Below are 15,232 nucleotides of genomic sequence, written 5' to 3'. Positions count from 1 at the left end.
CAGATTTATCTGAGTATTTCGAGATTATTCCTCTACATTCCAGGTAGTTCTTCTCTTGAATGTCTCAAGTCTGAACTTAGCTTCTTTCTCAGAACGCTTGAATAACTCTTCTGCCTTCTCAGGATTGCTTCTAAGAAGTCTGTTGTAACGAACCTCTGTCTCAATGAACTCTCTATAGCTTAATGTAGGCTCTTTTGAATCCATTGTGAATGGGTTCTTTCCTTCTTCTGCAAGAAGTGGGTTGTAACGGAAGAGGCTCCAGTAACCTGACTGAACGGCTCTCTTCTCCTGAGTCATAGAAACTCTCATACCGCCCTTGATACCGTGGCTTATACAAGGAGCATAACCAATGATAAGTGATGGACCAGGATATGCCTCAGCCTCTGCAATAGCCTTTACACACTGGTTGTAATCAGCACCCATGGCTACCATGGCTACATAGATGTAACCATAACCCATAGCTATCTCAGCAAGGTTCTTCTTTCTTACTTCCTTACCACCTGCTGCAAACTGTGCAACAGCACCTGTAGGAGTAGCCTTAGAAGCCTGTCCACCTGTATTTGAGTAAACCTCAGTATCGAATACGAATACGTTCACATCTCTGTTTGATGCGAGTACGTGGTCAAGACCGCCGTAACCGATATCGTAAGCCCAGCCGTCTCCACCGAAGATCCACTGGCTCTTCTTGCCTGCATAATCAGCATTGTCTAAGATATAATCCTTCTCTTCTGCTTCTACGTTACAAGCTGTAAGAGCCTGAATCATTCTTCTTGCTGCTACGCTGTTCTCACCTGAATTATCTCTTGTATCAAGATACTTCTGAATTAATTCCTTTGTATCTCCATCTACCTTGTCCATAAGCTTCTCAGCATTGTCGATAACTCTCATTCTAAGAGCCTCTGAACCGAGTGCCATACCGTAACCATACTCAGCATTATCCTCGAAGAGTGAGTTAGCCCAAGCAGGACCTCTGCCTCTCTTATCAACTGTATATGGGTTAGCAGGTGAAGAACCGCCCCAGATTGAAGAACAACCTGTTGCATTGGCGATTAACATTCTGTCACCGAACATCTGTGTAACGAGTTTAGCGTAAGGAGTCTCGCCGCAGCCTGCACAAGCACCTGAGAACTCAAGGTAAGGCTGTCTGAACTGGCTTCCCTTTGGTGTAACTGCATTGAATTTCTCAAGTACATCTTCATGGAGCTCAAGAGTCCTGCCATAGTCAAAGCTCTTCTGCTCTACAAGCTGTGTATCAAGAGCTGAAAGTGAAAGTGTCTTATGTCCCTTAACCTCTGGGCAGACATTTACACAAGAACCGCAGCCTGTACAGTCAAGTACAGAAACTGTAACTGCAAACTTCTTGCCAGGCATACCCTTCATGTCTACCATCTTCATAGATTCAGGGGCCTTTGCCGCTTCTTCCTCGTCCATTACTGCAGGACGTATTGCTGCGTGAGGACATACATAAGAACAGAGGTTACACTGTAAACAGGAATCCTTATTCCATACAGGAACTTCTACTGCTATACCTCTCTTCTCGTAAGCAGCTGAGCCTAAAGGTGTAGTACCATCAGCATACTCTACAAAAGCAGATACAGGAAGTGTGTTACCTGCCTGTGCATTTACCTTATTCTGAATTGTATTTACATAGTGAACAACGTTCTCAAGACCTGCATCAGCCTTCTCTGAGATATCCTCGGCTACCGCATTCTTCCAGTCCTCAGGAACCTTAACCTCAACTACGCCTGCAACACCGGCATCAATAGCATTGTAGTTCATCTGCACTACATCGTCACCCTTCTTCTGGTAAGAAGCCTTTGCTGCTGCCTTCATATACTCAACAGCATCCTCGATAGGAATGATGTTAGCAAGCTTAAAGAAAGCTGCCTGAAGTACTGTATTGATACGTCCACCAAGACCGATTTCCTTACCAATCTTGATACCGTCAATTGTATAAAGCTTAATATTGTGATCAGCGATGTATTTCTTAGCCTGTCCCGGAAGACGCTCTGAAAGCTCATTTACATCCCATGGGCAGTTAAGAAGGAAGGTTCCGCCATCCTTAATATCCTGAACCATATCGTACTTACGCACGTATGAAGGATTATGACAGGCAACGAAGTCTGCCTTGTTGATAAGGTAGGTAGAGTTAATCTTCTTATCACCGAAACGAAGGTGAGAAATGGTTACACCACCTGACTTCTTTGAATCATAATCAAAGTAAGCCTGAGCATATTTATCCGTGTGGTCACCGATAATCTTAACTGAGTTCTTATTAGCACCAACAGTACCGTCTGCACCAAGTCCCCAGAACTTACAAGAGGTTGTTCCTTCAGGAGCAGTAGATGGATTCTCGGTGATCTCAAGTGAGAGATTGGTTACATCATCCTTGATACCTATGGTAAATCTTGGCTTTTCAGTATTCTTGTAAGCTGCGATAATCTGAGCAGGAGTAGTATCCTTTGAACCAAGACCGTAACGGCCTGTGGTAACAAGACAAGACTCAAACTTAGTTCCACGAAGAGATGCCACAACATCAAGGTAAAGTGGCTCACCAAGAGAACCAGGCTCCTTTGTACGGTCAAGAACGATGATGTGCTTAACTGTCTCAGGGATAGCAGCGATAAGGTGCTTAGCTGAGAAAGGTCTGTAAAGGCGTACCTTAACAACACCAACCTTATGTCCGTTAGCGTTCATATAATCGATAGTCTCGTCTATAGTCTCACAAACAGAACCCATAGCGATGATTACTCTGTCTGCATCTTCTGCACCATAGTAGTTGAAAAGCTTGTAGTTAGTACCAATCTTAGCGTTAACCTTGTCCATGTAGTTCTGAACAACTTCAGGTACTACATCATAGAAACGGTTAGAAGCCTCTCTTGCCTGGAAGAAGATGTCAGGGTTCTGAGCTGTACCTCTCTGCTGAGGACGGTTAGGATTGAGTGACTTATTTCTAAATGCAGCAACTGCATCCATATTACACATATCCTTAAGGTCATCATAATCCCAGGTTTCAATCTTTTGAATCTCGTGTGATGTTCTAAAACCATCGAAGAAGTGAAGGAATGGAACACGGCTCTCGATAGTACTAAGATGTGCTACCGCACCAAGGTCCATAACTTCCTGTACACTGTTTGAGCAAAGCATTGCAAAGCCTGACTGACGACAGGCGTAAACATCCGAATGATCTCCAAATATAGAAAGTGCGTGGCTTGCAAGCGCACGGGCTGATACATGGAATACTGCAGGAAGTAACTCACCTGCAATCTTGTACATATTAGGGAGCATAAGTAAAAGTCCCTGAGAAGCTGTATAGGTTGTGGTTAACGCACCTGCCTGCAAAGAACCATGCACAGCACCGGCAGCACCACCTTCAGACTGCATCTCAGACATGATTACTTCGTGTCCGAAGATATTCTTTCTTCCCTGGGTAGCCCACTGGTCTGTGTAGTCTGCCATAGGTGAAGAAGGGGTGATAGGATAGATAGCTGCCACATCGGTAAACGCATAGGATACGTGAGCGGCTGCGGTATTTCCATCCATAGTTTTCATTGATCTAGCCATAGTAGCCTCCTTAAATAATAAATATTATTGATGACAACAAAAACAATCCGTAATAACGAAGTATTTGTTTCAAGCTTTATTACATATCTTTAATTCTACTATTTAAGTTTAATTATGTAAAGCCAAATCATGTATTTTTATTGTGCAATTTGTGTTAATTGATGTAATTTCTCAATAATTATTGAATAATTTTGATAATAGCTATCATTATCGACATCTTCAACCTTATTTTCCCTTTTTAAAGAGGAAATTATTATAAAGATAATGACTTCTCCGGCAGGCAAATCTGCTCTTACTTTTTATTCTTTTGACACTAATATGATTAGATGTTATAATCTAAAAACATTATAAAAAAAGAAAGCGAGCGGCCATGCTTATTAAATATTTACAGGTATTTTTTATATCAATGCTTCCTATAATCGAGCTAAGAGGAGCGATTCCCTTTGCAACCGCAATAGGCGTTCCTCCTCTAACAGCCTATGTCATTTCCATAATCGGAAACATGGTTCCTGTTCCCTTAATCTTCCTCTTTGCAAGCAAGTTCTTACATTGGGGAAAGGATAAGGCATACATAGGGAAAATGTGTCATTTTTTCCTTGAAAAAGGCTATAGAGCAGGGGAGAAGCTTGAAAACAAAGCAGGCTTTGGACTTTTTATTGCCCTCACGCTCTTTGTGGGCATCCCGATACCGGGCACAGGTGCGTGGACAGGCAGTCTTGCAGCGAGCCTCTTAGGTATAAACATTAAAAAGGGGACTATAGCCGTACTTGCCGGAGTACTTCTTGCAGGCATAATCATGATGGTGGTAAGCCTTGGTGCACTGTCTTTCCTCACGCGATAATTAAGCCTTAAATCTATGTAAAAACAGCAATAATTGTGTTAGATTTCTAAAAGGTGTTTTCATGTAAAACTGCCCCTGGAATACCAAAAAGGTCTTCTAAGGGCAGTTTTTGAATTTGTTTGCTGTTTTATTTTTTATTTGCTTCATTTCTAAACTGGGCAGGTGTCTTTCCATACTCCCTCTTAAACAGCCTTATAAAATGCTCCACATTAGGGTATCCGATTGCCTCTGAAATTGTTTCAATCTTCATATTGCCTCCCAGTAAGAATGCCTTTGCTTTCTTAAGCCTGGTAAGTCGTACAATATCTCCAAAAGGCATACCTGCCTTTGTCCTTATATATTTTGAGAGATAAGGTTTTGAAAGGAAGGTCTTCTTTGCTATATAGTCAAGTGTAACCTCCTTATAATTTTCTTGAATAATGTTGAGGATATCCGTTAATCTCTCTTCCCTCTCTTCCACATATTTTAGCTGTTCAGACTGGTTAAGTGCGGATACAAGTGCGTCTATTGAAGCTTTAATAATATCTTCGTCTATACCGACTCCCCAATACTTTTTATCACCACAGACTATGCCTACAAAGGTCACGGCCTTAGATGCGGAACTACCTGTAAGCGCGTGTTCTTCATAATCTGTAAGCTCATACTCTATGCCAAAATACTGTCTTAAGGCATTGGCCACTGCATCGAGTCGGCCATTGCCGTTCGCCTTTACCACATGCTCCCTTCCACCATGGCTTATATTAATGGTTGCAAGGAATCCGCCTCCCTGAACAAACTCGGCATCAGTTACACTAAATACTTCGTGGTTATTTACATATTTGTTATAGAAAATACTATAAATTCTATCAGCAGAAAGCTCGGCATGTTCGTGGTCAGATACCGACTTAACTGTATAACCAAGCTCTTCCTGCATATTCTTAGGTACTTCTATACCATAATTTGTCTTTAATATATAGCTTACTCCACCCTTGCCCGACTGGCTGTTGATGCGGATAACGTCTGCATCATAGCTCCTATTTATATCCTTAGGATCAATAGGAAGATATGGCACTGTCCACTTATCTTTTTTGTGTTTTTCTCTATAAGCGAAGCCTTTAGATATAGCATCCTGATGTGAACCTGAAAATGCTGTAAATACAAGCTCTCCCGCATAAGGGTGCCTTGGAGAAACCTGCATTCTTGTAAGTTTCTCATATTCCTCTTTAATAAAGTTTAACTTTGAAAAATCAAGACCCGGGTCTACTCCGTGTGAATATATATTCATCGCGAGAGTGATGATATCCACATTGCCGGTACGCTCACCATTGCCAAATAGTGTACCTTCTATTCTATCTGCACCGGCAAGTATGCCAAGCTCTGCTATGGCAACTCCCGTTCCTCTGTCATTATGTGGATGAAGGCTCAATATCACCCCTTCTCTGCAGTTTAGATGCTTGTGAATATATTCTACCTGTGTTGCAAATACATGTGGAAGAGAAAGTTCAACCGTAGCAGGAATGTTAATGATGACCTTGTTATTCACGTCAGGCTCCCACACATCTATAACTGCATTTACCACCTCAAGGGCATACTCTACCTCAGTACCTGTAAAGCTTTCAGGAGAATATTCAAATGAAAAATCTCCCTCTGTTTCTGCTGCAAGCTTTTTAAGTAACTTAGCCCCCTTAATAGCTATCTGCTTAACCTCTTCCTTATCCTTTGCAAATACCTGCTCTCTCTGTGCTACAGATGTAGAATTGTACACATGGATGACTGCGTGAGGAGCACCCTTTACCGCCTCAAATGTTCTTTTGATAATATGCTCCCTCGCCTGTGTAAGCACCTGAACCGTCACATCTTCCGGAATAAGGTTTCTTTCTATAAGGGCTCGCATAAAATTATACTCTGTCTCAGATGCGGCAGGAAAGCCAACCTCTATCTCCTTAAACCCGATATCCACCAAGAGTTTGAAAAATTCCAGCTTTTCTTCAAGATCCATAGGCTCAATGAGAGCCTGATTACCATCTCTTAGGTCAACCGAGCACCAAATTGGCGGCTTTTCTATATACTCTTTCTTCACCCAGTCATAGGTAGGATGTTTAGGCATAAAATAGTTTCTCTGATACTTATTGTAGTTTTTCATATTCTCTCCATGTGTGCAATTTATTTATTAGATAGTCTGTAACTTCACTTATACTCATAAAAAGGCGGCTTCAATCACAAACTATTCAGCTCAATCTTATTGATATATTTTAATATAACATATTTTCGCCTTAATCGGCAAGGTAATATTTTAACTATTTTATTGATATATTTTAATCAGATTAAGAATTATCTCTTCAAGTATCTATGTAGAAAATTTAAATACTTATAGCACTTGTATCTCTTTGTTTTAGTGCTACAATGTATGATGTGGGTGTCAAAAGTATTAGACACTCTTGAAAGAGGATGAATATGATACAGGATTACTTAAATAATAGCTATGACAACAGTTACAGGGCAGAGGCTAAACCTTCTGACGATAGTTTTATACTGCATTTTCATAATAATGAACTTCTTTGCCACGCCGAAGGAAACGTTGCAAGTCTTGAAAGTGCTATCCCCGGCAAGGCAGGAAGTGAAGAGGTGGTATGGAAGCTTCTTACCTTTAAGGAAATCAGAAAGACTCTTAGCGTCGCAGAGAATAAGCTAATATATCTTTTTAAGATGGATATTGATGGCGAAAACCGTGAGTTTTTCCTTCTTGTCGATGCTTCATTACTTAAAGGAACAGGTCTGGCTTATTCAAGTATCAAAGATAGGGAGAATTCCGGTAATAGTGAGTCAGATGATTATAGTACAGATGGACTTTACTATATACCTGCCTCTAAGTTTCGCTCCCTTATACCTCTTTCTACCTCCTTTGCTGTCATAACAGCCTGGCAGCTATATAGCTGGTACAGAGATAACAGACATTGTGGCAGGTGTGGCGCACTTACTATACACGATAGCAAGGAGAGAATGCTTAAGTGCCCTGATTGTGGCAATATGATATACCCTAAAATCTGCCCCGGAGTAATAGTAGGCATTATTCATAAGGGCAGGATTTTACTTACAAAGTATGCTAACAAGGGTTATGACCGCTACGCTCTGGTAGCCGGTTTTACAGAAATAGGGGAAACCCTTGAAGAAAGTGCTGCAAGGGAAGCATACGAAGAGGTTGGTCTTAGACTTAAGAATATAACCTTTTACAAAAGCCAGCCCTGGTCGGCTTCTTCTTCACTACTTGCAGGATTTTTCGCAGAGGTTGATGGAAGTGACGAGGTTATACTTGAGACTGAAGAGCTTAAAGAAGGCACCTGGTTTTATCCTGAGGATATAGTGCAGATGCATGAAGGCGTAAGTCTTACAGAAGAAATGATAAATCATTTTGCAGATAGGAAGCTGGATGAAAGATGGTATAAAAATTAACATAAAGGGGCTGCTACAAAGGATTGAACCGATTACAAACATAATTTGCAGTATGGTTTCATCCCTATTGTGACAGCCCCTTCTAAATTCCTCTTTGCTTATTTAATTTTCAGAATTCATTCTCTGAAATTCCTCTTCTGCCTTGTCAAGGCTTTCTCTGTCTGCAAAGTGAACTATGTCTTCGCTCTCTTCAATAGACATGCCTTTTTTACGGCAGTTAATGTAGACCTTTAGCAGAGTCTCGTTGACACCTTGTTCCATACCTTCTTCTCTGCCTTCTTCTCTACCTTCTCTTACACCCTTATGGTACAACTGGCTAAGTGGTCCTCCCGTCATAGTTTTCACCTCACTTCCATTTTTTGTTGTAATTTTTTCTATAATATCCTCAAGCGAGTCCTCTTTAATCACATTTACTCCATCAAAAAGTAAGGTATTTACAATATCTGCAAATACATCATTGTAGTCCTCTAGCAGTTTTTCTGCTTTGTCTTTGTTGTTCATATGTTGATTCTTAGCGAACCTTGGAATAGTCATTTATAGTATATCATGCTTTTAGGATTTATAAAAGGTCTAAAAAAACCCCAACCGTCAACTCCGGTTGGGGCAAATTATTATAATTTAGTTTTTTGATTGGGAATCAAATTAGTTCTTCTTAGCGAAGGTAATCTTGAATCCGCTGTTAGCGCCTTCATATGTAAGACCATACTCAGCATCTGCACTTATCTCAGCGCCTGTAAATGCCTTATTAGATACGTTTACAGTGATTGTGAACTTACCTGTAGCTCCGTCAACCTTACCTACTTTGTAAGTAACGCCCTTTGGTAAAGCCTTAACAACCTTAACCTTAGGTGAACCACCCTTAGGATTTACAACCTTATCAACCTTAGCATTGATAGTGAAGGTTGCAGCAGTTCCTGTAGCAATCTGAATAGCTGCTGTTGTAGCAGAAGCGTTGATTGTAGACTTAACTGTATCACTTGAGCTTCCGCTCTCAAATGTAACATTCTGTGCGATGTTAGCAATCTTTATGATAGCACCTGCAGAAACACCAGATCTGGTTGCAACACCATTCTTATCCTGCTTAACGCCTGAAAGTCTTAAGAAGAGCTTAGTCTTTCCTTCTGTCCAGGTATTAGCCTTCTCATCCTTTGAATACTTAAGGTTAGCCTTGGTAGGTTTCTTTACAGGATCCTTAGAAGCCTTAAGTACGCTCCACTTAAACTTAGATGTGTCACCTGTTGAAGGAACTAAAGCATACTCAATGTCCTTGTTGCTTACGTTCTGAAGTAAAAGACCCTTTGTAATGTCATAAGCAAGAGTTGAGCTAACGATAACACCAGTCTTCCCACCAACATTGATAGCAGCACCCGTTCCTGTTATCTCGTTACTTGTACCAACAGTTAAAGCACTCTCAGGTTTCTTAAGAGTCACTCTGCCAACCTTAGAAGCAATCTTCTTAGCAGTAGCGCCAGTTCTTACAAGTAAATCCTGATCCTTAGTTGCATCTAATTTAAGTTCATCTAAGGTAAGTCCCTTCTTGCTTGTAGATAACTTCCACTTAGTTGCATCAGCAGCTGCACCTGCCTCAACTACCTGCCATTCTACACCGTTTTTAATGCTTGTAGTCTCTTTGGTTACATCTACCTTTGCAGCAGGAGCATTGCCCTGTGTAGCAATTTTTAACTTAGACTCTTTACTAGCCCAAGCAGTATTTGTTCCCATTATTCTGAAAGAAAGTGAAGAACCACTCTGACCAAGAGCCCTAAGCTTTGTATTTACAGTGTCCGCAGATGGCTCTCCTCCAATAAATGCCTTAAATGTCTGCCAGTTACCATCATTCAACTTAACTTCAACTTTTTCAGCATCAGTCTTTAAGTTAACTTCTTCCTCAGCACCTTTCTTACCCTTAGTAGCAAAAAGATATCCAAATTCACCACCTAATGCATTTGCTGGTTTTGTACCCTTTACAGCACTTGTACTAGCTACAAACTGCACCTTGAAAGTGTTATCAGCTGCATCAAGTGAAAGTACATTCCAGTTGCTGTCAGGAGTAGGTGTATCACCAGCTGCTATAATACCAGCCTTACCCTTAAGGGCAGCATATACATCTATCATACCAGCGATATCCTGTACATTTGTTATCTTATATTTCTTGCCACCGATTTCTACGCTGTCCTTGCCGCCTTTCTTATCTTCCTTAGCAATACCCCAGAACTTCGCACCATTAACAGTTGCGGTTCCTTCAGTACCTTTGAAAGTAAAAGTAGCAGCAGCCTTAGCTGTCTGTAAGTTAGCTACAGGCACCATACCTAATGCCATTGCTACAACGAGTGACTTTGCGATTGTTTTCTTGAAATTCATAATTCTAATAACCTCCTTATTATTGTCGGGACCTCATCCTATGTACGCTAAGACAGTCTCCCTAGTCGCCATCCCTGGCTGGTTAACATCATATCCTATGTACGCTAAGATAATCCGTATAACGTAGTTTATAGTTTTTTTGACTTACACATACTATATCGGAACGGGAGATAAAAAACTTAACACCTTTTTGAAACTTTTTTTATTTTTCTAAATAACCCCTCTCGGGCGCTTCTTAATAAAGAGTGCTAAAGTCTTGTGTGCATTTAAATTTGTTGGTTTCAAATTGAATGACTTAATTGATGTCCCTATGTATTTTGTAACCACAACTATACTATACACCCATCATCACTTAAATGCAAGTCTTTTTTTCGTCTTTTATGTGTTCTATTCTAATCTACGCTTTCTGTGTTATATTTTTCCATATAATAATATTCTTGACAAAACATCACCAAATAAACATACTGTTAATTTATGGGTTATTATGATATAATTTGAGCACTTAATGAATACGAGACGTCAGGTGAAGTGTTAGTTTAGTGCGAGTGATATCTAAGCACTTAGCGAAGTCGAGCCATCAATATATGTAAACTTAGTTTATGGAGGATAACATGAATTATTCAGGTCTAATTCTCGGTGTAGCTACTTTTTTGCTCATTGGAGTTTTTCACGTCATTGTAGTAAAGGGGGAGTATTATTTTTCAAAGAAAATCTGGCCTCTGTTCTTAGCTACAGGAATTGCTTCTCTCTTCATCTCATTATTTATAAGTAGTCCTGTCATCAGTTCCCTGATTGCAGTCTTTGGTATTTCCTGTCTATGGAGTATAAGAGAACTCTTTGAGCAGGAGGATAGGGTTAAAAAAGGTTGGTTTCCAAAAAATCCTAAAAGAAGATACTAATATATATTTATTTACATTATAAATCCGCCTATTTATTGTGTTTGTTTATAGTAACAGACTTAATTCAAATATTATGATACAATATTACAAACTCATCTTTAAGGAGGGAATATGGAGTTAACCAAAGAAATGATAGCTAATTCCTTTATTAACGGAGTTGACTGTTCCCAGATTATTATGGGAGAGTGGGCAGACAGACTTGGTATGTCAAAGGAAGATGCCATAAAAGTCTCTTCAGCCTTTGGCGGAGGACTTGGTGTGGGCGAAACCTGTGGTGCAATTATAGGTGGAATGCTGGTACTTGGTATGAAGTACGGCAATACCGGTGAGAACCAACAGGAACAAAAGGATATACTTAACGCTAAGAGGGCTGAGTTCTTAGAGAAGTTCAAAAAGGCTCATAGCCATTGCTCTTGCAGAGAATTGCTAGGCTTAGACTTCTCAAAGCCAGAGGATGTTCCTAAGATATTTGAAAGCGGAATTCTCTTTGAAGCCTGTCCCCGCTTTGTTAGGACTGCCCTAGACATCTTAGACGAGATGGAAAACTAAAATCTATCATTCACAATAGTATATAGACCTCTTATTTGCCATATTTAAGAGGGCTTGATATTTAGTAAATGATGCGATCAAATTATTATGAGGAGGTTATTATGGAAACTTATTACAATCCGGAAGATTTAGCAAAGTTTGGTTCGGTAGCAGGTGAAACACCTACAACTCACGCAGGAGAGAAGTTCTTCGAGTACTACAATGCTGTATTTGCAGAAGGTGCTCTTACCGCAAGAGAAAAGTCTCTTATCGCACTTGCAGTAGCACATACAGTTCAGTGTCCATACTGCATAGACGCTTACACCAATGACTGCCTCAATAAAGGTGTGAATAAAGAGCAGATTATGGAAGCTATCCATGTAGCAGCTGCTATAAGAGGCGGCGCTTCCCTTGTACATGGTGTACAGGCTAAGAATATCGTTGAGAAGCTCGAGTTCTAATTATGTATTATGCTCCGAGCTTAAGCAAAGGTTTTCTTAGAAGATTTGCAAATCACAGACATTTTTGTTATTATGTTAAATGCGTTTGCTCTCTTATGACGTTTTAGCTTTAATATGTAATCATAGTTCTGTCATAATAAGCCAAGGGCCTGTTATGACAGTTCTTTTTATATAGCATCAATTAAAGGAGATACCAATGGACGATATTATCCGTAGTTTTGCAGATATTACTTCTGTACCTGATTTCAAAGAAACCGTAGACAGATCCTGTCTCCATACAGCTGATTCGCTGGATGTACTTCAGATGAATATAGGAAGAAGGTGCAATCTTGCCTGTAAGCATTGCCACGTTCTAAGCAGTCCTGCAAGGACAGAGGAAATGTCAAAGGAGGTTATGGATGCTGCCCTTACCTATGCTAAAGAACAGAATATATCTACTATAGATATTACCGGTGGTGCTCCTGAAATGAATCCTAATCTTCGCTATCTTGTAGAAGAGGCTGCGAAATTTGCTAAAAAAGTAATAGTCCGCACTAATCTTGTGATACTTTTGGAGGAGGGATATACTGACCTGCCTGAATTTTTTGCCAAAAACTGTGTTGAAATAGTCTGTTCCCTCCCTTATTACCGCGCTGCAGAGATGAATAGGGTAAGGGGAGATATGGCATTTGAAAGGGCTATAACTGTTCTCAGGCGTCTCAATGAACTTGGTTACGGAAGGGATGAAAGACTTGTGCTTAATCTTGTCTACAATCCTGCAGGAGCCTTCTTCCCACCTGACCAGACAGCCATGGAAAAGGAGTATAAGGAGAGGCTTGATGCTGACTTTGGTATTAGTTTCAATTCCCTGTATACTCTCTACAACAATCCTTTAGGACGCTTTGGTGCCTTTCTCGCAAGGACACACAATCTTGAGAGCTACCTTAAGAAGCTGTATGAAGCCTTTAACCCTGAAGCCGCTAAGTCTATAATGTGCCGTTTTCAGCTATCTGTAGACTATGATGGAAAGGTATACGACTGTGACTTTAATCTTGCTGCTGGTCTTCCCTGCTTACAGCCTGAAAAGACAATATTTGATTTGCTTGGAAAGCCTTATAAAAAGAGAACCATCCTGGTAGATAAGCACTGCTATGCCTGTACTGCAGGAGCAGGCTCCAGCTGAGGTGGTTCACTCTAAAGTGGCGGTGCCACTTATATATAGAGCTCGGTTAGAGCTCTTTTTTCATTTTTTCTAGATAAAACAGCAATTAATTTGCAATTTTTCTAGAACTTTTATAAGTTAGGCATTAATCCTTGAAATGCACTCATTTATTAATTATACTCCCATCTTTGACACTTGTAACAATCAAAAAGGCTCTAATCCATTTTATAATCTAGGTTTTAGAGCCTTTATATATGCAAGAAAATGTGGCTATTTTTCTTCTTTTTTCATCTTTGTAAAAATTTTTTTCATATTTCTGTTTGACACAATCTCTAAGTCAGTTCTGAAACCTGAAATTTCATGTAATGCATCTGTAAGGTCTGTTCTTTCATAAACGGGAATATATCCATCACCCAGAGATACCAGCATGTTCATATTTCTAAGTGTTTGTATGATCTCATGACATGAAAAGCTTACTTCAGGGGACTGCGCTGTAAGCCTCTTCTCCAGAATCCGATATAGTACAAGGGAAGCATAACAAGTTAGGAAATGAGCCTTAATTCTGTCTTCTCTTGAGAGGTAAACAGGCCTTGCCTTAAATTCGGTTTTCATAATACGAAAGCACTCTTCGATTTCCCAGCGCTTGTGGTTGATTCTAACGATAGATTCTGCATTGTCTTCAAGGTTTGTACATACAGCATAAAAGCCATCATACAGTTCTTCCTCAGCGATCTTCTTCATATCTAACTTTATGAGGGATTTTTCTGCCATCTCCCCATGCCTTGTGATATGCTCTTGTGATAATAGGCGTTTATAATCGTTTGCGGACCTTTTTGTAAGGGTTGAAGGGTGGTCAAGACAACTGCTCGCTTTTTCAATCTGTCTTCCTCGTATTTTTCTCTGGTAAGCCTGGTATTTTAGAGAAAATGTAATAATAAGATGCTGTTCAAGGCCGTCTTCATTAATCCACCTGTCTTTATAGAAGGTAGTATGGTAGTCTTCTACAGGATCAAGCTCACTTATTCTGTAAGTTTTTTTACTTCCTGTCTTTCTCCACCCCTCATCTGAAAGGCAGAACTCTTTTAAGAAGTCTTTTAACTTTTTAATTGACTGCGTAGTGATAAACTTTCGCTTTTTTGTATCATTGAATCTCCTGTTTGGTGCAGACGAGAGACCAGAGTCAGTACATACAACAAGTTTATCGATACCGAAATCTGATATGATCTTCTTCTCTAAAGGTGCAAGAGACGGCTGTTCGTTCTGGTTGCCTGGAAACATGGAGAAGGCAAGTGGAATGCCGTCAGCATCCATAAACAAGCCCATCTGAACAATAGGGTTTGGTCTGTGTTCTTTGGAGATGCCATATTTCCGAAAGCCATCTTCTTCCTCTGTTTCAAAATAGAAGTTAGTACAGTCGTAGTAAAGGATATGTTTATTTCTCTCTATAACAGACATGGAGTTTTCATAAAGTTTTTTTTGTATCAGGTCATTTTCCTTTGCAAGAACTTCAAGAGCACGATAAACCTGATGAAGGTCAAAGTTCCTCTTCTCCAGGAAATTTTCTGCATAGTGGAACGAAGCTTCCTTTGAAGACGGTGAAAGAATTCTTGTATAAAGGAGGGAAGAAAAAATGTCATCTAAGTCATATGTTATCTTATATTTCTCAGATATTTCCTCTACTACTTTAGGAAGCCTTAGTTCGTTGTAAATCTTCTTTAGGAAAAGATAGCCCACATTAACAGATTTCCTGATATTTTTATCAATCTGCCTGCTTCCGGAGTACTTAACGGTGATATCTTTCCTAGATTCTTTTTCAGAAAGGGTAAGTTTTTTAACATACTCCTTTGCCCATTCAATAGGATCCTTATCACCCGCTCGAGCCTTTAGCTCTTCAATAGAGCCAAGGCGTTCTACTGTCTTTGTGGATGTTTTATCACCTATCCTATATGACTTTTGAACATAGTATGTAGTTGAATTTTTTGAAGAAGACTTTGTAAGTTTCATAGTA

11 protein-coding genes are annotated in these 15,232 nt (G+C 39.9%); 6 read left to right on the top strand and 5 right to left on the bottom strand.

The window, feature by feature from the left end; genetic code table 11:
• Window positions 1–24: 24 nt before the first annotated feature.
• Window positions 25–3,564: a pyruvate:ferredoxin (flavodoxin) oxidoreductase gene (nifJ, locus tag JJN12_RS01475; RefSeq protein ID WP_208428027.1), complete on the bottom strand. Its 3,540-nt coding sequence runs from the start codon at window positions 3,562–3,564 to the stop codon at window positions 25–27.
• Between the two features lie 370 nt (window positions 3,565–3,934).
• Between nifJ and JJN12_RS01470 the strand changes: the two genes are divergently transcribed.
• Window positions 3,935–4,405: a COG2426 family protein gene (locus JJN12_RS01470; RefSeq protein WP_208428026.1), complete on the top strand. Its 471-nt coding sequence runs from the start codon at window positions 3,935–3,937 to the stop codon at window positions 4,403–4,405.
• Window positions 4,406–4,532: 127 nt separating this feature from the next.
• Here the strand turns inward: JJN12_RS01470 and JJN12_RS01465 are convergent, their stop codons facing one another.
• Window positions 4,533–6,527: a 2-isopropylmalate synthase gene (locus JJN12_RS01465; RefSeq protein ID WP_208428025.1), complete on the bottom strand. Its 1,995-nt coding sequence runs from the start codon at window positions 6,525–6,527 to the stop codon at window positions 4,533–4,535.
• Window positions 6,528–6,838: 311 nt separating this feature from the next.
• On the opposite strand from JJN12_RS01465, the gene JJN12_RS01460 reads away from it, so the two are divergent.
• The gene (locus tag JJN12_RS01460; RefSeq protein ID WP_208428024.1) at window positions 6,839–7,834 is read left to right on the top strand and encodes an NAD(+) diphosphatase; all 996 of its coding nucleotides are present in this window, start codon (window positions 6,839–6,841) and stop codon (window positions 7,832–7,834) included.
• Between the two features lie 102 nt (window positions 7,835–7,936).
• Here JJN12_RS01460 and JJN12_RS01455 read toward each other — a convergent pair whose 3' ends face one another.
• Together JJN12_RS01455 and JJN12_RS01450 are read right to left on the bottom strand one after the other, a co-directional pair.
• Entirely contained in the window at window positions 7,937–8,335 is a 399-nt protein-coding gene (locus JJN12_RS01455) for a hypothetical protein (RefSeq protein WP_208428023.1), read from the bottom strand.
• A gap of 141 nt (window positions 8,336–8,476) precedes the next feature.
• On the bottom strand, window positions 8,477–10,195 hold the full coding sequence (locus JJN12_RS01450) for a hypothetical protein (protein ID WP_208428022.1): 1,719 nt from the start codon (window positions 10,193–10,195) through the stop codon (window positions 8,477–8,479).
• A gap of 611 nt (window positions 10,196–10,806) precedes the next feature.
• Between JJN12_RS01450 and JJN12_RS01445 the strand changes: the two genes are divergently transcribed.
• The 4 genes from JJN12_RS01445 (at window position 10,807) to arsS (ending at window position 13,245) form a co-directional block, all read left to right on the top strand.
• Window positions 10,807–11,094 carry a DUF4491 family protein gene (locus tag JJN12_RS01445; protein WP_208428021.1) on the top strand — a complete coding sequence of 96 codons (288 nt, stop codon included), beginning with the start codon at window positions 10,807–10,809 and terminating at the stop codon, window positions 11,092–11,094.
• 111 nt (window positions 11,095–11,205) lie between these two features.
• The gene (locus JJN12_RS01440) at window positions 11,206–11,643 is read left to right on the top strand and encodes a C-GCAxxG-C-C family protein (RefSeq protein WP_208428020.1); all 438 of its coding nucleotides are present in this window, start codon (window positions 11,206–11,208) and stop codon (window positions 11,641–11,643) included.
• A gap of 101 nt (window positions 11,644–11,744) precedes the next feature.
• Window positions 11,745–12,083, top strand: a complete 339-nt coding sequence (locus JJN12_RS01435) for an arsenosugar biosynthesis-associated peroxidase-like protein (protein WP_208428019.1) — start codon at window positions 11,745–11,747, stop codon at window positions 12,081–12,083.
• A gap of 196 nt (window positions 12,084–12,279) precedes the next feature.
• Window positions 12,280–13,245 carry an arsenosugar biosynthesis radical SAM (seleno)protein ArsS gene (gene arsS / locus JJN12_RS01430; protein ID WP_208428018.1) on the top strand — a complete coding sequence of 322 codons (966 nt, stop codon included), beginning with the start codon at window positions 12,280–12,282 and terminating at the stop codon, window positions 13,243–13,245.
• 249 nt (window positions 13,246–13,494) lie between these two features.
• Here arsS and JJN12_RS01425 read toward each other — a convergent pair whose 3' ends face one another.
• A complete protein-coding gene (locus JJN12_RS01425) occupies window positions 13,495–15,228 on the bottom strand; it encodes an IS1634 family transposase (RefSeq protein ID WP_208428017.1) in 1,734 nt (577 codons plus the stop codon).
• Window positions 15,229–15,232: the final 4 nt, after the last annotated feature.

The sequence above is a fragment of the Catonella massiliensis genome, assembly GCF_016651435.1.
In the GTDB taxonomy this organism is placed as follows: Bacteria; Bacillota; Clostridia; order Lachnospirales; family Lachnospiraceae; genus Catonella; species Catonella massiliensis.
The sequence above is the reverse complement of the archived record's forward strand: the minus strand, read 5'-3'. Positions and strand labels throughout refer to the sequence as shown.

What these genes read in the sequence shown, in the direction of transcription:
- nifJ (WP_208428027.1), bottom strand. Translation starts at nt 3,564, where the DNA reads ATGGCTAGATCAATGAAAACTATGGATGGAAATACCGCAGCCGCTCAC.
- JJN12_RS01470 (WP_208428026.1), top strand. Translation starts at nt 3,935, where the DNA reads ATGCTTATTAAATATTTACAGGTATTTTTTATATCAATGCTTCCTATA.
- JJN12_RS01465 (WP_208428025.1), bottom strand. Translation starts at nt 6,527, where the DNA reads ATGAAAAACTACAATAAGTATCAGAGAAACTATTTTATGCCTAAACAT.
- JJN12_RS01460 (WP_208428024.1), top strand. Translation starts at nt 6,839, where the DNA reads ATGATACAGGATTACTTAAATAATAGCTATGACAACAGTTACAGGGCA.
- JJN12_RS01455 (WP_208428023.1), bottom strand. Translation starts at nt 8,335, where the DNA reads ATGAACAACAAAGACAAAGCAGAAAAACTGCTAGAGGACTACAATGAT.
- JJN12_RS01450 (WP_208428022.1), bottom strand. Translation starts at nt 10,195, where the DNA reads ATGAATTTCAAGAAAACAATCGCAAAGTCACTCGTTGTAGCAATGGCA.
- JJN12_RS01445 (WP_208428021.1), top strand. Translation starts at nt 10,807, where the DNA reads ATGAATTATTCAGGTCTAATTCTCGGTGTAGCTACTTTTTTGCTCATT.
- JJN12_RS01440 (WP_208428020.1), top strand. Translation starts at nt 11,206, where the DNA reads ATGGAGTTAACCAAAGAAATGATAGCTAATTCCTTTATTAACGGAGTT.
- JJN12_RS01435 (WP_208428019.1), top strand. Translation starts at nt 11,745, where the DNA reads ATGGAAACTTATTACAATCCGGAAGATTTAGCAAAGTTTGGTTCGGTA.
- arsS (WP_208428018.1), top strand. Translation starts at nt 12,280, where the DNA reads ATGGACGATATTATCCGTAGTTTTGCAGATATTACTTCTGTACCTGAT.
- JJN12_RS01425 (WP_208428017.1), bottom strand. Translation starts at nt 15,228, where the DNA reads ATGAAACTTACAAAGTCTTCTTCAAAAAATTCAACTACATACTATGTT.